This is a genomic window from Bacillus sp. FSL W7-1034 (assembly GCF_038593365.1).
Lineage (GTDB): Bacteria > Bacillota > Bacilli > Bacillales > Bacillaceae > Bacillus > Bacillus altitudinis.
On sequence record NZ_CP151989.1, the window covers coordinates 450,147 to 468,067 of the forward strand.

At 43.5% G+C, this 17,921-nt stretch carries 15 protein-coding genes; 11 read left to right on the forward strand and 4 right to left on the reverse strand.

Annotated features, from left to right (window positions below; translation table 11 throughout):
* Positions 1-64: 64 nt before the first annotated feature.
* The gene (locus NST73_RS02145; protein ID WP_113767201.1) at positions 65-1,558 is read right to left on the reverse strand and encodes a peptide MFS transporter; all 1,494 of its coding nucleotides are present in this window, start codon (positions 1,556-1,558) and stop codon (positions 65-67) included.
* Between the two features lie 263 nt (positions 1,559-1,821).
* Here NST73_RS02145 and NST73_RS02150 point away from each other — a divergent pair, with 263 nt between their 5' ends.
* The 11 genes from NST73_RS02150 to NST73_RS02200 all read left to right on the forward strand — a co-directional run bounded on the left by NST73_RS02150 (position 1,822) and on the right by NST73_RS02200 (position 13,740).
* Positions 1,822-3,606 (forward strand): right-handed parallel beta-helix repeat-containing protein, encoded by a 1,785-nt coding sequence (locus NST73_RS02150; RefSeq protein WP_039166244.1) that lies wholly within the window; start codon positions 1,822-1,824, stop codon positions 3,604-3,606.
* Positions 3,607-3,804: 198 nt separating this feature from the next.
* Complete coding sequence (locus NST73_RS02155) at positions 3,805-5,130, forward strand: LLM class flavin-dependent oxidoreductase (RefSeq protein ID WP_342499344.1); 1,326 nt, start codon at positions 3,805-3,807, stop codon at positions 5,128-5,130.
* 17 nt (positions 5,131-5,147) lie between these two features.
* Positions 5,148-5,651, forward strand: coding sequence for a GNAT family N-acetyltransferase (locus NST73_RS02160; RefSeq protein WP_024720188.1), 504 nt, complete (start codon positions 5,148-5,150; stop codon positions 5,649-5,651).
* A 22-nt stretch (positions 5,652-5,673) separates the two neighbouring features.
* A complete protein-coding gene (locus tag NST73_RS02165) occupies positions 5,674-6,468 on the forward strand; it encodes an amino acid ABC transporter substrate-binding protein (protein WP_007498164.1) in 795 nt (264 codons plus the stop codon).
* A gap of 24 nt (positions 6,469-6,492) precedes the next feature.
* Entirely contained in the window at positions 6,493-7,167 is a 675-nt protein-coding gene (locus tag NST73_RS02170; protein ID WP_007498163.1) for an amino acid ABC transporter permease, read from the forward strand.
* Between the two features lie 12 nt (positions 7,168-7,179).
* Positions 7,180-7,926: an amino acid ABC transporter ATP-binding protein gene (locus tag NST73_RS02175; RefSeq protein ID WP_008347264.1), complete on the forward strand. Its 747-nt coding sequence runs from the start codon at positions 7,180-7,182 to the stop codon at positions 7,924-7,926.
* A gap of 33 nt (positions 7,927-7,959) precedes the next feature.
* A complete protein-coding gene (locus NST73_RS02180; protein WP_342499345.1) occupies positions 7,960-9,117 on the forward strand; it encodes an amidohydrolase in 1,158 nt (385 codons plus the stop codon).
* On the forward strand, positions 9,108-10,442 hold the full coding sequence (locus NST73_RS02185; RefSeq protein ID WP_342499346.1) for an MmgE/PrpD family protein: 1,335 nt from the start codon (positions 9,108-9,110) through the stop codon (positions 10,440-10,442). The genes NST73_RS02180 and NST73_RS02185 overlap by 10 nt, the downstream gene beginning before the upstream one ends.
* A 267-nt stretch (positions 10,443-10,709) precedes the next feature.
* Positions 10,710-11,258, forward strand: a complete 549-nt coding sequence (locus tag NST73_RS02190; protein ID WP_277519556.1) for a GNAT family N-acetyltransferase — start codon at positions 10,710-10,712, stop codon at positions 11,256-11,258.
* A 369-nt stretch (positions 11,259-11,627) separates the two neighbouring features.
* Positions 11,628-12,323: a response regulator transcription factor gene (locus tag NST73_RS02195; protein ID WP_017358523.1), complete on the forward strand. Its 696-nt coding sequence runs from the start codon at positions 11,628-11,630 to the stop codon at positions 12,321-12,323.
* Positions 12,313-13,740, forward strand: a complete 1,428-nt coding sequence (locus tag NST73_RS02200; RefSeq protein WP_007498154.1) for a HAMP domain-containing sensor histidine kinase — start codon at positions 12,313-12,315, stop codon at positions 13,738-13,740. Before NST73_RS02195 ends, NST73_RS02200 begins: the two co-directional genes overlap by 11 nt.
* A 185-nt stretch (positions 13,741-13,925) precedes the next feature.
* Here NST73_RS02200 and NST73_RS02205 read toward each other — a convergent pair whose 3' ends face one another.
* From NST73_RS02205 to NST73_RS02215, 3 genes are all read right to left on the reverse strand, one after another.
* Complete coding sequence (locus NST73_RS02205) at positions 13,926-14,771, reverse strand: GAF domain-containing protein (protein WP_024720194.1); 846 nt, start codon at positions 14,769-14,771, stop codon at positions 13,926-13,928.
* A gap of 152 nt (positions 14,772-14,923) precedes the next feature.
* Complete coding sequence (locus NST73_RS02210) at positions 14,924-16,300, reverse strand: aspartate kinase (RefSeq protein WP_045035011.1); 1,377 nt, start codon at positions 16,298-16,300, stop codon at positions 14,924-14,926.
* A gap of 174 nt (positions 16,301-16,474) precedes the next feature.
* Positions 16,475-17,908, reverse strand: a complete 1,434-nt coding sequence (locus NST73_RS02215; RefSeq protein WP_007498149.1) for an MDR family MFS transporter — start codon at positions 17,906-17,908, stop codon at positions 16,475-16,477.
* Between the last annotated feature and the right edge of the window lie 13 nt (positions 17,909-17,921).

Sequence of the window (17,921 nt, forward strand, 5' to 3'; positions counted from 1 at the left end):
ATATGAAGAATGATCATCAATAAAGTGAAAAACTGGACATGATGTACTCATGTCCAGTTTTTTATTAATGCACGCCTTTCATCGCTTTCTTAATCAACGGTGTAAGCAGAAGCATAGCGCCACATAAAATGATGGCGAGCATGCCGATGATCCCGAAATAGACGGTTTCTGGCACTTTATCAAACAGCTTGACCACTTGTGCATTAATGGCTTGTGCCATCGCATTTGAAAGGAACCAAAGGCTCATCGTTTGCGCTGAGAAGGCAGCAGGTGCCAGTTTTGTTGTCGCTGACAGCCCAACTGGTGATAAGCAAAGCTCTCCGATGACGACAAGGAAGAAGCTTAGAACGAGCCATAGTGGGCTTACAAGTGTATTTGGTCCAGACATGTAGGCAGGAATGATCATGATAATAAAGGATAATCCTGCGAACAGAAGGCCAAGTGAGAATTTAATCGGGGTAGACGGCTGTTTCTTACCAAGTCTGACCCATAACCAAGCAAATACTGGTGACAGGAGCACAATAAAGATTGGGTTCAATGATTGGAACCAAGAGGAGGCTAATGTCATGCCAAGGAAATTCAAGTTTGTTCGCTGATCTGCATATGTGGCTAAAATATTTGAGCCTTGTTCTTGAATGGCCCAGAACATCACCGCAGCTAGGAACAATGGAATATAAGCGAGTACCCTCGACTGCTCCACTGCACTCGTTTTTTTACTAAAATACATCACAATAAAATAAACAATCGGAATCAGCACACCAAGGACACTGACAAACCAAGTGAATAGATTTATCGTGAGCGCTCCGGTTTGAATGCCGATGACAGCAAAAACAGCAAGTACAATCACGATCAATGTACCGAAAATTTTGAAGTTCTTGCGTTCAGTAGCTGATAGTGGATTTGTGACATAAGTGCCGGCAAGTCCAAGATTCGGCTTTTTCGTGATGACAAACGTAATAAGTCCAACAAGCATACCAACGGCAGCGAGTGAGAAACCAAGGTGGAAATTCACTTTTTGACCGAGTGTTCCGACAATTAATGGGGCGATAAAACCACCCATGTTAATCCCCATATAGAAAATACTGAATCCAGAATCCCTGCGAGGGTCTGTTTTTGTATACAGGTCACCGACTATGTTTGAGACGTTCGGCTTTAGGAGACCTGTCCCAATAATAATCAGCCCCATACTAATAAAGAGCGCTGTTGCTCCGCTAGGTAGTGCCAAAATGACATGACCCAGCATAATGAATACCCCGCCATAAAAGACCGTACTGGACGAACCAAATACCCGGTCGGCAAGCCATCCGCCAATAATGCCTGACATATAGACAAGCGCACCATAGACAGACATGATCGAATTAGCGGTTGTCTGGTCGAAGCCAAGACCGCCTTTTGTCACCTCTGTGTACATATAATAAATAAGCAGTGCACGCATGCCATAATAAGAAAAACGCTCCCAAAATTCAGTGAAAAACAGTGTGTAAAGTCCTTTAGGATGTCCAAAAAACCCTTTTTGAGGAACACTTTTAACAATTTTATCGTGGTCAATTGTAGACATGGCATAGATCCTTTCTTAAAAAAAGAGATATGAGAAAAATGATATTCTTGTATAGTTCTTGTGTCAATATAAAACTATTCTAAAACAGGAAAATGTTAGTTCAATAGGCGTAAAGACTCAAAAAGATAAAAAATTCGCTCAAGTGAAAATCATCGGAAAGTTATTCCAGAAGAATTTATATAAAATTTGAAATATCGTACAAGCAAATCTTTCCCACATGCATAGGATGACAAGAGGACATGTGTAAAAAGGAGGGGTTTTCATTGGGGGATGTAAATGAATCTGATCTGAAGAAACCCATTGTCAATGTATTAGACTTTGGCGTGATTGCTGACGGGAAAACGGACTGTACAGCGAAACTGAACGAATGCCTGGAATGGACAAAAGCACAGGGCTACTCCCACGTCTGGTTGCCGAGTGGAACGTATCTAATAGATGCGGTGTACAGGGGGGATCAATTTTTTCCTTTTCGTCATGCCGGCATACGAGTGCCAAGTCATATTTGTATTGAGATGGCATCAGATGCCGTCATCAAAGTGAAACCAAATGATTCGTGGGGATATGCAGCCTTTTATATAGGAGAGGTAGAGCATGTGACCATTCGGGGCGGGCGGATTGAAGGCGACCGTGATGAGCATGTGTACAAGGCGCTCCCGCCAGAAAGAAAAACACATGAATGGGGCTTCGGGGTGTGTATTGAAGGTGCTTCCCATGTGAATATCGATCGTGTTCAAATCAACAATTGTACGGGAGACGGCATCATTGTCAGTCCGCACGGTTTATTGACCCATATCGAATCGTACTCGCCTGCTTCGTCAATTCATATTTCTGGCTGCACCATCACTGACTCAAGGCGAAACAATATTTCTATTACAGGCTGTGATGGTGTCATTGTGGAAGACTGTTTGCTTGAAAGGGCAGGGGTAAACGGGGTCGAGCCAAAAATGGGCATTGATATTGAAGGATACGGAGAAAATGCGACCAACTTGGAGGAACCGCTGAATATTCAGATTCGAAACAACATAGTCAGAGGCGGCGCAGCCAGCTCTATCTATAATTTCAACGGCTATGGTGTGATCATTGAAGGCAATCAAACGGACAGCAGTATCTCCTATGGCTTCGCCACTGAAATGATCATTGCGAATAATTTGATTCGTGCAGTGAGAGGGGGCGTGACAAAAGCAGGGATTACGAGCTTAGGTGTGCCGCTTGATCAATCGGAAAACAATGTGATCATTATTGGCAATATGATTGAAGGGTTTGAAAAGGGTATTGATGTGAGGGGAGACAGCGTGCACATCACAGGTAATAAAATCAGTCTTTTTGAAGATGCGGCTGTGTCTGTCTATATGGCCAATCGTATTTTAATAGAAGGAAACCATATTGAGTCAGGGACAAACACACGGCTTAGAAGTACATCGCTGCGTATTTATCAATCAGACAGCATTGTCTTTTCAAACAATACCGTCTACTCTGTCATCGATGCGGCGATGGTCAGAGGAACGAATATCTTAATTCAGCATAATCAATTCAAGGAATTCAGCCGAGGGATATGGGTGCAGGAGGGAGAAGCGGGGATCAACGGCAATCACTTTATTCAAGAAGGACATTCACAGCTCGCATCTTCGTATACAATCAGCGTGACAGGAAATGCAAAGGCTTTCATATGGCAGAATCGTTTTAAGCACTATCAAAACTATGCCGTCTACAGCAATACGACCGCTCCTTTAGAGATTAAAGACAATTCCTTTGAAGAAACGTCCTTATATGTGGTGATGTATATTAAAAATGGCTCACCCCAAATTGGTGATAACCGCTTTTATTTAAATCGTTCAATCGGACAGCCGACAGCCGTTTTTCTTGATGAGGTTGTCTCAGCACGTGTGCTGCGGAATAACATCATTAATCTCTCTCCTCAAAAAGCGATTGCCGTCCGCACCACATCTTCCACTCATTCGGTGATTGCCCATAACGTACTAGAGCGCAGTCAATTGATGACGCACTCCACGGACCGGCTCATCGGAAATATTGAAATTGATCCACCGTAACCGCCTGTAAATCCCTTTTTTTGGAGGTTTAGAAGGCGGTTGACAATCATGTAAAAAGGGCATATAGTAATAATTATTTTTCATTTTTCACAACATTTGCCCTTTTTTTATGGATAAAACCGATTAATTCAATCAGAAAAATGTATCTTGTAAAATAATCACTTGATACAAGGAAGATATAGAAAGGATGAAGAACAAGTGTCACAGCCGAAACGGAAGCTCAAGCTAGGCGTATTCATCGCGGGAACTGGACATCATGTCGCCTCTTGGAGACATCCGAAAGCAGTACCAGACGCAGCCATGAATCTTGATTACTTTAAACAATTAGCGAAAAAGGCCGAGGAAGGGAAGCTGGATTTGCTCTTTTTAGCCGACAGCTTATCAATTAATCATACATCTCATCCAAATGTATTAACAAGATTTGAACCGCTCACCCTGCTTTCTTCGATTGCAGAGTCTACCTCAACAATTGGTTTAGCAGCAACAGCATCAACTACATATAGTGAGCCATTCCATATTGCGAGACAGTTTGCCTCACTCGATCATTTATCAGGCGGACGAGCAGCATGGAATGTGGTCACATCTTCTATTGAAGAAACAGCGAAAAATTTTAGCGGAGAAGAACATTTAGCGCACCACAAACGATACGAACGAGCTGAAGAATTCGTCGATGTCGTCAAAGGTCTGTGGGATTCTTGGGAAGAGGACGCACTTATCAGAAACCAAGAAACAGGAGAATTCTTTGAGTCTAGTAAGCTTCATGAGCTGCAGCACAAAGGTGAATTCTTCTCCGTACGGGGTCCGCTTAATGTATCACGCACCCCTCAAGGACAGCCGGTGATCATTCAAGCAGGGTCTTCTGAAGATGGTCAAAAGCTTGCGGCTAAAACGGCTGAACTTATTTTTACGGCACAAAACGATTTCGACAAAGCGAAGGAATTTTACCAAAGCTTGAAGGGAAAAGTAGAGGCTGCTGGTCGAGCTAGAGAGGATGTCAGCATCATGCCGGGCATCTTCCCAATCATTGCCGATACTGTCGAAGAAGCAAAAGCGAAGTATCAAGAATTACAAGAGCTGATTGTTCCAGAGATCGGCCTTAGCATTTTACAAAACTACTTAGGGGGTATTGATCTTTCCCAGTATCCACTAGACGGACCGCTTCCAGAGATTGATCCAAGCGCGTCAAATGCCGTGAAAAGCCGCTTTGACCTTGTGATGAATATGGCGAGAAAGGACAACCTGACCATTCGCCAGCTCTACCAATCTGTTGCAGGGTCCCGTGGGCACCATATCTTCATTGGAACACCAGAGCAGCTAGCAGATGTGATGGAGACATGGCTCGTTGAGGAAGCAGCCGACGGTTTTAACGTGATGCCTCCATTATTGCCAGAAGGACTTGATGCCTTCGTAGACCGCGTCGTTCCGATCCTTCAGGAAAGAGGCCTGTTCAAAACAGAATACACAGGACAAACTTTACGAGAAAATCTCCGCTTAAAACAGCCAAAAAATCGCTACACGACATAAAGGTGAGGTGACTAACGTTGGGATATACGTTTCGTCTGGCAACTGAGGATGATATAGAAGCGTTGCTTGAACTGACAACAAGAGCCTATGAGCCGATTCGTGAGCTCGGCATCCAGTTCCAAGCAGCACATGCAGATGTCGCCCTCGTTCAGAAAAATGTACAAAAGAACCTTTGCTATGTAATGGAAGAAAACGGAGAGCTTCTCTCCACCTTATCACTCCGTATGCCGTGGGGAGAACAGCCAGGACCATTCGGCGTTCCGCATATTTGGTGGTTTGCTTCAGAACCAGCGGCAAAAAAAGGCACAGGCTCAGCCTTGCTTGAGTGGGTTGAAACGGAAGTGCTAAGGGACACACTAAAGGTACCGTTTGTCTCTCTTGGGACAGCTGATAAGCATCCGTGGCTCATGGACATGTATGAGCGTAAAGGCTATGTCAGAGCAGGTGAAAAGGATCTAGGCAAAGGCCATATCACCATTTATTTTAAAAAACAATTACGATCAGATATTACACAACCATAAGAGGAAAGAAGGGTGTACGAACATGAAAAACAAAAAGTGGCTAGTTGTTTTATTTGCGGCAATGCTTGCGGTGTTAGCAGCATGCGGCGGGGGTAATCAGAGTGAAGGCAAAGACGAGAAAGTGCTTAAAGTGGGCGCTACAGGCCAAAGCTATCCATTTGCTTATAAAGAAAACGGCAAACTAGTAGGATTTGATGTCGAGGTCACAGAAGCCATTGCGAAAAAGCTAGGCTACAAACTAGACTGGCAGCTGAGTGAATTCAGCGGACTGATGGGCCAGCTGACATCTGGTAAGCTGGATACTGTATCAAACCAAGTTGCGATTACAGATGAGCGTAAACAAACGTTCAACTTTACAGATACGTATGCATACGCAGGAACACAAATCATTGTCAAGAAGGACAACAAGGACATTAAAGGACTTGATGACTTAAAAGGAAAAACGGTGGCGGCTGTTCTTGGCTCAAACCATGCCAAAAACCTAGAGAGCAAAGACCCAGACAAGAAAATCAACATCAAAACATATGAAACACAAGACGGTGTCTTAAATGAAGTCGCAAATGGCCGTGTAGATGCTTACGTCAACGGACGCAGTGTCTTGTTAGCTCAAATTGAAAAAACAGGACTTCCACTCAAAATCGTCGGCAACCCAATCGTATATGAAGAAGTCGGCTACCCATTTGCCAAAGATGAAAAGCACGACAAGCTAAGAGAAGAATTCAATCAAGCGATCAAAGAATTAAGAGAAGACGGAACACTGAAGAAATTGTCTGAAAAATATTTCAAAGATGATGTCACAGTTCCAATTAAAAAATAACAACAGCGGCGGTGAAAAGCAGACATGAATCACATTGATTGGCAGTATATGGTGACGGTTTTTCCAACCTTGATTCAATACTTGCCGATAACGATCTTCATGGCGATTGTCTCCATGGTATTTGCCATTATCATTGGTGTGGTATTCGCGCTTATAACGAAAAACCGGATACCTGTCTTATACCAATTTGCCAAGCTGTATATTTCTTTTTTCAGAGCGGTTCCAACTTTGGTTCAGCTCTTTCTCATTTATTTTGGTCTTCCGCAGCTATTCCCTGCGATGACCTCAATGGATGCCTTAACAGCGGTCATTATCGGTTTAAGTATTAAAAACTCAGCGTACTTAGCAGAAATTTTTAGAGCGGCTCTTAATTCAGTGGATGAAGGGCAGCTTGAGGCCTGCTTATCTGTCGGCATGACAAGATGGCAGTCTTACGTCAGAATTATTTTCCCGCAGGCCGTCAGAAATGCCATTCCAGCGACGGGGAATACCTTTATTGGACTTTTAAAAGAAACATCGCTTGCCTTTACCATTGGGGTGGCAGAAATGTTTGCGCAAGGGAAAATGATTGCATCGGCCAACTATAAGTACTTTGAAACGTATTTAGCGGTTGGCATTGTGTATTGGGTACTCACCATCATTTATAGTTTCCTACAAGACCTATTTGAACGAAAAATCAGCAAACCTTACCGGAATTAAGGAGGTGTGGACATGATCAAGCTCACCAATTTGAAAAAATCATTCGGCGACCTTGTCGTCTTAGACGGAATTAATCTTGACGTGCAAAAAGGGCAGGTTGTGGCCATTATCGGACCTTCTGGCTCCGGTAAATCAACATTGCTGCGCTGTCTAAATCTATTAGAAACGCCAGATGAAGGTACGATTGAAATTGGCGATGCGAAGCTGAATGCGTCTAAATATACACGTAAAGAAGCCCATCACCTGCGTCAGCAAACGGCCATGGTGTTTCAAAACTATAATTTATTCAAAAACAAAACAGCCTTGCAAAACATTACAGAGTCACTGCTTGTGACGAAAAAAATGACAAAACAGCAGGCAAATGAGATCGGTATGGAGCTATTGAAACAAGTAGGGCTAGAACAAAAAGCTGACAGCTATCCGGTTACACTATCCGGCGGTCAACAGCAGCGAATCGGGATTGCCCGTGCGTTAGCGGTCGATCCACATGCGATTCTGCTGGATGAACCAACATCAGCACTTGACCCAGAACTTGTTTCAGGTGTGCTTCAAGTCATTAAATCCATTGCCATTCAAGAAACAACGATGATCATCGTGACACATGAAATGGCGTTTGCAAGAGAAGTAGCAGATCATGTCATTTTTATGGCAGATGGTCATATCATTGAGCAGGGAACGCCAACCGAACTATTTGACGAAACGAAGAATGAACGAACAAAACGATTTATCCAAAAAGAAGCAGCGGCTGAAGAAGCATAAGCTGCTTTTTACTCTTTAGAGGGGTGAGTATCAGTGAAATCATTAGGAAATGAAGCTTTAAACAAACGTTTAATTAACATGCGCCGAGCGCTTCATGAGCATCCAGAGCTAGCATTTGAAGAGTATGAAACGACAAAAAAACTACGAGGCTGGTTACAAGAGGAAGGGATCACAGTGCTCGATTTCCCAGATCTTCAAACAGGGGTCGTTTGTGAAATCAAAGGAGAACAAGAGGGACCAACGATTGCTCTGAGAGCCGATATTGACGCACTTCCAATTGAAGAAGCATCTGGCGAACCATTTTCTTCAAAGATACAGGGGAAAATGCATGCATGCGGTCATGATTTCCATACCGCTTCGATTTTTGGTGCGGCTGTCCTATTAAACGAACGGAAACATGAGCTCAAGGGAACAGTGCGCATTTTGTTCCAGCCGGCTGAGGAAGTGGCGCAAGGAGCGAAACACGTCATAGAGGCAGGCGTCTTAAATGGAGTCGATGCGATATTTGGTATGCACAATAAACCTAACCTGCCAGTTGGCACCATCGGGATAAGAGAAAAAGCGTTAATGGCGAGTGTCGATCGGTTTGAAATCGACATTCAAGGAACGGGTGGTCATGCTGGAATTCCAAATCACACAATTGATCCGATTGCCATCAGCGGTCAGATCACAAGCGCCCTACAGCAAATTGTCAGCCGCCGCATTAGTTCTTTGCATCATGCGGTTGTCAGCATCACACGTATTCAAGGCGGCACATCATGGAATGTGATACCTGATCGCGTCGAGATGGAAGGGACCGTTCGGACGTTTGAACCTGAAGTGAGAGCGATGATTCCAGATCTCATGAAACAGATCGTGAGCGGTATCGCAGAAGGATTTGGCGCAAAGGCAGAAGTGAAATGGCATCCGTATTTGCCTTCTGTGATGAATGACGAGCGTTTGACAAAGGTTGTGGAAGAAACGGCAGGAGCACTTGATCTCGCAGTAGTAGAGGCAGAACAGTCACTAGGCGGAGAAGACTTTGCCCTTTACCAAGAACGCATTCCAGGCTTTTTCGTCTGGATGGGGACAAGCGGTACCGAGGAATGGCATCACCCTGCCTTTACGTTAAATGAAGAGGCACTCCCTGTTGCCGCTGCCTTCTTTGCCGAGCTTGCGGTTCGGGCGTTGGAGTCAAGATCATGGAACTAACGAAACAGCTCGCAGAGGCAGTGCTATCTGCTGATCCGCTGCAAGATCAACAGGCCGTTCAAATGGCTCGAAACGGTTTGTTAGACGCTGCGGCAGCAGCGCTTGCTGCAAAAGAGGATGAAGGGATTCAGAAGCTCATGGCGCTGGTGGAACAAGAAGGCGGCGCGGCTCAAATTCCTGTCATTGGACAAGGGAAGAAGGTCAGCCGTCAATCCGCAGCCATGCTAAATGGCTACCTGATTCACGCCCTTGATTATGATGATGTGCATTCTGATGTGAGAGGACACCCAAGTGCGGTCATCATCCCGGCCTTGCTTTCCCAGCTGACCAACGGGGAGGCGTACAGTGATCGATTTCTAGCAGCCTACATTACTGGCGTCGAAGTAATGGCAAGGCTAGGTGAATCCATCGGCAAGTCGCACTATGAGCGGGGCTGGCATAATACCGGAACTCTCGGAGCCATTGCAGCAGTCTGTGCGATTGGTTATTTGAAACAAGTTTCACAGAAAGAGCTGGCGAAAGCGATCGGCTTTGCAGGTGCGCAATCAGCTGGAATGCGAAAGCAGTTTGGGGCTGATATGAAACCATTACAAGCTGGCCTCGCCGCTAAAACCGCCGTATGGTCCATGGATTTAGCTTGTTCAGGTTTTGGCGGGAGTGAATCGCTTCTGGATGGAGAGCTAGGCTTCTTTTCTCTCTATGGGGATCAGAAACTAGCGGAAAGACGTTTGCTAGAAGACTATGGCACTGCGTGGCGTATTGTGTCGCCAGGTCTATGGTTTAAAGTGTATCCGTTCTGTTCAGCGGCGCATCATGCAGCCGATGCGATCGAGTCATTAGTACAAGAACACTCTTCCTTACAGGAGAAGATCGAACAGGTCGACGTCATGTTTCCGCCTGGCGGAGATGCCGCACTCACGGAGCGGACACCTTTGACGGGAGAAGAGGGACGATTTAGTGTCGAGTATGTCATCGCACTAGCGGTGTTTGGACAACCTTTATCACTGGATGCTTTTACGAAAAAAGCCATTTCACCAGAGCTGCGGACATGGATGAAGCGGGTAAATAGAGTATATGATCAAACGATAGAACCCCATCCAGACGCAGTGCCAAAAGGACGTTTTACGATTGTAAAGCTCACCTTATCTGACGGCACCACCATCAGAAAACGGGTCGATATCCCTCGGGGAGCACCAGGCTGTGCGTTATCGACAGAAGACATCATACAAAAGTTAAGCAGCGTCACCAGCACATCACAGGCAAAGCAGCTTTTACAGGCGGTTGAAGAGGGAAATGACGCTGCTTATCTGAAGTTGCTCGTGTGATATGAAAAAAGCTCATCTTTGGAGATGAGCTTTTTAAATGTCCTTATTCTTATAAGAGTGAATACACTCTATGACGTCAAAGAAGATATTCTCTTCGTCAGGTGAACAATTGATCTACAACAATCACATTTAAAAACGACCCTATTCTATGACAGAGGCAAAACGAGTTTTATCTTTTAGGTGTATTTTTAAAGGTATCAAATCGCAAATCGACGAATTTAGTAGTACGTTTAAAGATTTAAATCATTGAAATGAAGGGAGTATGAAATGTTAACTATTCGTCGTATCTATCAAAAAAATTATCCTAAAGGAAAACAAGTATATTATCAATATACATCTGAAAAATACTATGAAATTCATATGGAAACCAGTCACAATGGTTGGAACATCTCCCTTACAGAAGAAGTATTTGAAGCGCCAGTTAAAAAAAATCTAAAAGAGGAGATTTTCGATCCATATAAAGAGGGTTCAGAGGTTTACGTGTCAGAGATGAATGGTGAAGAAACTGGAATTATAGTCATTCAACACATGAAATGGAATAATACATTACTCATTCATGATTTATATGTGGATAAACAATTTAAAAGAAAAGGTATTGGCAGCACTTTCATTAAAATGGCACAAAAACGTGCTCGTGAATTGGGAGTTAGAATGATTGTATTAGAAACCCAATCATCCAATTTTCAAGCTATCCAGTTTTATTTGAAAAATGGCTTTCAACTGATTGGATTAAATGTCAATTCTTATTCAAATGAAGATATAAAGAAAAAGGAAATTCGCATCGAAATGGGGTGCCTTATAGAAAATCACAATTAGCTTCGTTAGGGCACACCGCCCTCGATATGCATGTCCAGTTCCAAACTGTTTTATATAGACCATTTATAACGATCAGGAAGCGTGTCATTTCATTCTTTTACTAAATGGGAGACTTCTTCATCTGAAAGAACGTAAATGACACTGTCCTCATCTTAGACTATCCTCTACAATTCCTTCATTTTGCCATTCTACTATATTAAAAAAGAACAATGTGATTCTCCAAAATGTCAACTCCATCAAAAAGTATGAATAAAAGATGACCAAAGCATGATAAGTTCATGAAATCGTATCAATCCAATTGAGATTTGAGAAGGAACATGTAAAATAAAGCTACATAAAGAAAAACAAAGGCAACAGCGGAGGCTGATGATGAAAATATTAATGATTGAAGATAACCAGAGTGTTTGTACAATGACGGATATGTTTTTTCAACGAGAAGGATTTCAAGCGGAATTCGTCCATGATGGATTAGAAGGATTGAATCGATTTAAGCAAGAGGAGGATTGGGATCTGCTCATCTTAGATGTCATGCTTCCTTCAATGGATGGTCTGACCATTTGTCAAAAAGTACGCCAGATTAGTGATGTTCCGATTATTATGCTGACAGCAAAGGAAACGGAATCTGATCAGGTGCTGGGCTTCGATCTTGGGGCAGATGATTATGTGACAAAACCCTTTAGTCCGCTCACCTTAATGGCAAGAATCAAAGCAGTGAAACGACGTTTTGCTCAAACAACATCTACTCAAGAAGGAGCGAAAGAGGGTGAACGGCTAGAGACCGAACATTTTCAGTTAGATAAAAAAACGAGAGAAGTGTTTCTAGAGGGGAAACGGATCGAAAATTTAACGCCAAAGGAATACGATCTGCTGTGCTTTTTTATACAGCATCCTCGGCAAGTATTTTCACGAGAACAATTGCTTGAGCAAATTTGGGGATACCAATTTTATGGTGATGAACGAACAGTTGATGTTCATATTAAACGATTGCGCCAAAAAATCGGAGACGGACCTAAGCCCTTTCTGTATACGGTATGGGGCGTAGGGTATAAGTTCGATGAAGATTAAATATTTTTACCAGTTGCTGATTAGTCACCTTGGGTTATTGCTCATTGCCATCATTATTATCAGCACCCTCATGTCTCATTTTGTAAAAGATATTGCCTATCAAAATAGGGTAGACGAAATGAGTTCGTATGGGAATGAAATTTTGGAGAATTTTAAACAACTGTCGAAAGCCGAGATGAACTTCCGTTTGCGTCCATTTGAAGACATTCTTTCGACAAGACAAATCCGTTTTTTCGTCTTTGATGAAAAAGGGACTGTGCTGTCTCAGCAGCAAGAGATGCCACCGCATGAAGCGTTACTCACAAAAGATTTGTGGGCCAAGCTTGCAAAAGGAGAAGAAATCATTGTCAAGCGAAGTGATTCGCGCCGGCTTGATCAAGAAGCATCACTTGTGGCACTTCCTGTCATGGAAGACGGAAAGCTGAAGGGCGGGGTGGTGCTCATAGCTCCTATTCAAGGAGCAGAAGAGCTGATTGCTCAAATGAACCGGTATTTATATATCATCGTGTTTGTGGCATTGACGATTACCTTTATTCTCAGTCTGTTTCTGTCGAAGTTCCATGTGAATCGTATCAAAAAATTGAGAGAGGCAACTGAGAAAATTGCGCATGGTGACTACAACATTCATCTTGAAAACAAACACCTTGATGAAATTGGCACACTAGGTGAGGATTTTAATATGATGGCCAATCGTCTTCAACGGTCAAGAGAGGAAATTGACCGGCTTGAAAAACGGAGACGCCAATTCATTGCGGATGTTTCTCACGAATTGAAAACACCGCTGACGACCATTCGAGGATTGGTCGAATGGCTCAATACTGCGGATGTGCCGGCAGAAGAGAAAGAGAAATGCTATGCGCTCATCACTGATGAGACAAAACGAATGCTGCGACTCGTCAATGAAAATATGGATTATGAGAAAATCAGGTCGAATCAAATCACCCTTCAAAAATTTCACTATCCACTCATTGATACGTTTGAAGTGATTAAGGAGCAGCTGAGCCGAATGGCTGAAGAGAAAAACAATCAGCTCATGGTAGAGGTTCACCCTGAACAAAAGGTATACGCAGATTATGACCGGCTCATTCAAATCCTCGTCAACATCACAAAGAACGCCATCCAATTTACAGAAGGCGGCCGTATTTCTTTGAGAGGGAAAGAAGAGAATGGGGAAACGATCATTGAAGTAGAAGACACGGGAATCGGCATTGCACCCGAAGAAGTCAAACACATTTGGGAACGTTTTTATAAAGCGGATATTTCGAGAACGAATACACCATATGGAGAATACGGACTTGGCCTGTCGATTGTCAAGCAGCTTGTAGACTTGCATGACGGACAGATTGATTTAAAAAGTGAAAAACATAAGGGAACAACATTTATCATTCGTTTACCGCTCCCACAGGAAAAGGGCTAAACTCTGTTTAGCCTCAGCGTGTAGACAAACCCTCGCATTCGGTGTCAGTCCTGCGTGCCGGTGCTCACGAATGTGAAATTCGCTCCGCGCCGGTACTCGTCTTTCCTAGACTGCAAATGTTTTCTATCACGCTGAAAAGAAGAAAAGGGCTAAACTCGGTTTAGCCCTTTTTGGTGTATCATCACTTATTCTGTTTTGGAGAACGTTAAGCCGATATGAGCAAGTGCCTGCGGTAAATCCTTACGAATGGTGATGTCTTTAAATGAAATATTCGATTGAATCGCACTCAGCGCAAGGTCTTGCTTAATTCCTGTTAAAACAGCTGAAATGCCTAACAGTCTTAACGTTTGCGCATAGCTGACCAAGTATTGAATGCTTTGTTCATTGAGTCGTTTTGTCCCTGAAACATCAATGACCAAATGAGAGAGCGACAGCCTGTAGCTTTCCTGTAAAATGGTTTCTAAAATATGCTGCGCACGTGTCTCTTCGATATCACCAAGAAGAGGGAGCACGGCGACACCGTCAACAACAGGTACGATCGGTACAGATAATTGCTGAATCTGCCGATTGGCCTGGTCGAGTTCTAAGACGTAACTCAACAAAGATGCCATCGTTTCAAACATATGAACATGCTCTTCTGTAAATTGCTGCGGCCTTAGGTCAAGTCCACAAATTGTTCCATAGTTCGTACCATCAGTAAAATCGATGGGAACCCCAATAAATGAGCCGCCTTGCAGCTGTTTCGTGACGTCTAAGTTTTTTGAACGCTCGTCCAAGCGGATATCAGGGATCAACAGCGTATCGCGATGATCGACCGCCAGCTTGCAAAATGTCTTCTCGTAAGGATTTTCTTCCCCTTCTTCAAGAAGCTGCTCGTCATGATTTAGCACCTTCACAATCTGATTGGTGTTTTGATCATTTTTAGCAATAAACAGTGTATTCATATGAATGAATTGACTCATCATGTTTAAAATACTTGTAGAAGCATCATGAAAATTGCGAAACTGTTTTAATAGTTGTTGACGAGGCATGGATTAGGACTCCTTGTAGCTCCGATCAATGGCCGGAACAATAGTTGATTTGTCTCTATCATACAAAATCAAACGAGAAATAGATATACTTTAATGCGCAAATCGTGTGAGATCAAAAAGACTGCCGATCCGGAGATCTGACAGTCTGCTGATTAAATGGAGACAGGCACCGTGGACATAGAGAAAAATTCCTCATATAAGGCTTGAACGGCTTCTTTTTCTTGAGCTGCTTTGACGCCAAACATCATGCTCACCTCTGAAGAGCCTTGGTTGATCATTTCAATATTCACTTTGGCTTTTGACAGTGCTTTTGCCGCTCTTGCTGTTGTACCAACATTATGACGCATCGCTTCTCCTACGACCATAATAAGCGAGAGGTTCCGCTCTAAAACCACTTCATCTGCATCAAGCACAAGCTTTAATCGGTCTAAAAGCTCTTGTTCAATCTGCTGCTCCTCCAGCTGATCCTGCCTTAAAATAATGGTCATATCATCAATGCCAGAAGGCACGTGTTCATACGTAAGTCCATATTCCTCTAACGTTTGCAACACCTTACGTCCAAAGCCCACTTCTCGGTTCATCAAATACTTACTGATATAAATACTGCAAAATCCATTGTCTGACGCGATTCCCACAACAGGGCCATTCGTATGATCCCGTTGATTTACAATTTTCGTGCCTTTGGCCGCTGGATTATTGGTGTTCTTAATCTGAACAGGAATGCCTGCCCGAAAGGCTGGAATAAGTGCCTCATCATGAAATACAGAAAAACCCGCATAGGACAATTCACGCATTTCACGATACGTCAGCTCTGTGATTTCCTTTGGTTCATGAACGATCGTTGGATTGACGGCGTAGACTGCATCCACATCGGTAAAGTTTTCATACACATCTGCCTTCAGTCCATTTGCCAAAATGGAACCGGTAATGTCTGATCCACTACGGGAAAAAGTGACGATATCACCCGCTAGACTAAAACCGAAAAAGCCAGGGAACACAATAATGCCAGAGCGTTCTCTTAATTTGTACAAATGATCATACGATTCTGGAAGGACTTGCGCTTGACCAGGCTCGTCGCTGACAAATAGACCGGCTTCTTTAGGATTCACATAGTGCGCTTCGACGCCTTGATGCTGAAAGTAGGCTGCAATCAGCTTTGCGTTATTATCTTCACCGCTTGCTTTAATCGCATCAAGATAACGCTCAGGATGAGAAGAATCAGCCTGTAATAACGTGTTTACATCTTGCCGGATGGTGTCAATAATGTCTTGACCTAACCCCAGCTCATCCGCAATCGAGGCATATCGCTCGATGACAGCTTCTTGTAAATCGTGTGCTTCACCTAAACGTAAATATTGTTCACCGCAACTAATTAATAGATCGGTGACCTTCGTATCCGTTGAATGCCGTTTTCCTGGTGCGGAAACAACGACTGCTTTTCGAGCTGGATCTGCTGTGACAATGTCAAATACCTTTTGCAGCTGCTTGCCAGAAGCAAGAGAACTGCCACCAAATTTAACGACCTTCAATGCATACATCTCCTATAGTAAAAATTTTCTCACAAATTGAATAGTTTCTATTATCAACTCTTTTCTTCAAATTATCAAGGTTTTTCTTCTCTGAATGAACAAATGTATTTTTGGGGAGGACGTTATGTGTGAATAGATGAAAAAAGAGCCGGCGATATGCCGAGCTCTTTGTCTTTATGAAGAAGAGGACGAAGAAGATAGCTCCTGCTTCATCACTTTGTTTTTACGTTTTTCTTTTAAGAAGAACGAGAGAACGAGTCCAATGACCGCAATAGCACCAGACACGATAAATGACGTATTCATGCCATGAACGGCTGACTTCATTGGATCGGATAATGCTGCATTGGCAGCAGAGCTGCTCATAATGGAGACAAGCACAGCCGTCCCGATAGAGCCGCCCATTTGTCTCATCGTATTATTCATTGCTGTCCCGTGCGGAATCAAATGCGGTGGTAACGAGTTAATACCGGCTGTTGTCAGCGGCATCATGATCATCCCAACCCCGATTAAGCGAAGCGTGTAGGCCACTGTAATGAGGGTAATCGATGAATCAAGGCTCAGCATCATAAATGGCAGGGAAGTGACAGCTAATATCGTAAACCCGCCTAGAGCCAGCCCTTTACCGCCTACTTTGTCAAAAATTCGTCCGATAATCGGTGATAGGAATCCCATAAAGAGAGCCCCTGGCAATAAGATCAGCCCTGTATCAAGGGCAGATAACCCTCTGACATTCTGCGTATAGAGCGGCAGAATCGTCTCTGTTCCAATCAGTAAAGCAAAGACGAGCATACCGAGGAAGGTCGTTAAGCTAAAGATCGCAAACTTAAAGACGCCAAACTCAAGCATCGGTCTTTTTAAATTCGACTGACGCAGGATAAAGAAGAACAAGCTCACAGCACCGACAATGAGTGAAATCAGAACGGTCGCACTCGTCCAACCATACGTTCCGACACTTGAAAATCCGTACAGCAGTCCGCCAAATCCGAAGGAAGACAGGATCACCGATAAGACATCGATACGAGTGTCTCTTTGCTGTGTGACATTTTTCATTAAGAAGAAAGCAAGAATGAGATCAATAATACCGATTGGAAGAACAATATAGAATAAGAACTTCCAGCTAAAGGAATCGACAATCCAGCCGCCAAGTGTTGGTCCAAGCGCCGGTGCGAATGAAATCACTAGTCCGACCATACCCATGGCTTGCCCGCGTTTTTCTTTTGGGAAAATGGTTAAAAAGATCGTTTGCATGAGCGGCATCAAAATCCCTGCGCCAGCTGCCTGCACGATACGTGCTGCAAGAAGCACCGGGAAATTCGTGGCGAACGAAGCAAGAATGGTACCTGCTGTAAAAATGCTAAGAGCCGTTAAGACTAAGGAACGGCTTGAAAATTTCTCAATTAAAAAGGCCGTAATTGGGATGAGAATCCCGTTTGTCAGCATAAAGGCTGTGGTCAGCCATTGGCCTTTACTGACATCAATATTGAACTCTTCCATGATATGCGGGATCGCTGGAATGAGAAGCGTTTGGTTTAAGATCGCAACGAACGCCCCAACGAGGAAAATCCCAACAATCACAGACCGGTTATACGATGTTGTTGATTGGTTCATATTATCCCTTCTT

Excerpts from the sequence above, each read along its gene's own strand:
- NST73_RS02170 (WP_007498163.1), top strand. The coding sequence starts at position 6,493 with ATGAATCACATTGATTGGCAGTATATGGTGACGGTTTTTCCAACCTTG.
- NST73_RS02195 (WP_017358523.1), top strand. The coding sequence starts at position 11,628 with ATGAAAATATTAATGATTGAAGATAACCAGAGTGTTTGTACAATGACG.
- NST73_RS02145 (WP_113767201.1), bottom strand. The coding sequence starts at position 1,558 with ATGTCTACAATTGACCACGATAAAATTGTTAAAAGTGTTCCTCAAAAA.
- NST73_RS02165 (WP_007498164.1), top strand. The coding sequence starts at position 5,674 with ATGAAAAACAAAAAGTGGCTAGTTGTTTTATTTGCGGCAATGCTTGCG.
- NST73_RS02200 (WP_007498154.1), top strand. The coding sequence starts at position 12,313 with ATGAAGATTAAATATTTTTACCAGTTGCTGATTAGTCACCTTGGGTTA.
- NST73_RS02190 (WP_277519556.1), top strand. The coding sequence starts at position 10,710 with ATGTTAACTATTCGTCGTATCTATCAAAAAAATTATCCTAAAGGAAAA.
- NST73_RS02175 (WP_008347264.1), top strand. The coding sequence starts at position 7,180 with ATGATCAAGCTCACCAATTTGAAAAAATCATTCGGCGACCTTGTCGTC.
- NST73_RS02185 (WP_342499346.1), top strand. The coding sequence starts at position 9,108 with ATGGAACTAACGAAACAGCTCGCAGAGGCAGTGCTATCTGCTGATCCG.
- NST73_RS02205 (WP_024720194.1), bottom strand. The coding sequence starts at position 14,771 with ATGCCTCGTCAACAACTATTAAAACAGTTTCGCAATTTTCATGATGCT.
- NST73_RS02215 (WP_007498149.1), bottom strand. The coding sequence starts at position 17,908 with ATGAACCAATCAACAACATCGTATAACCGGTCTGTGATTGTTGGGATT.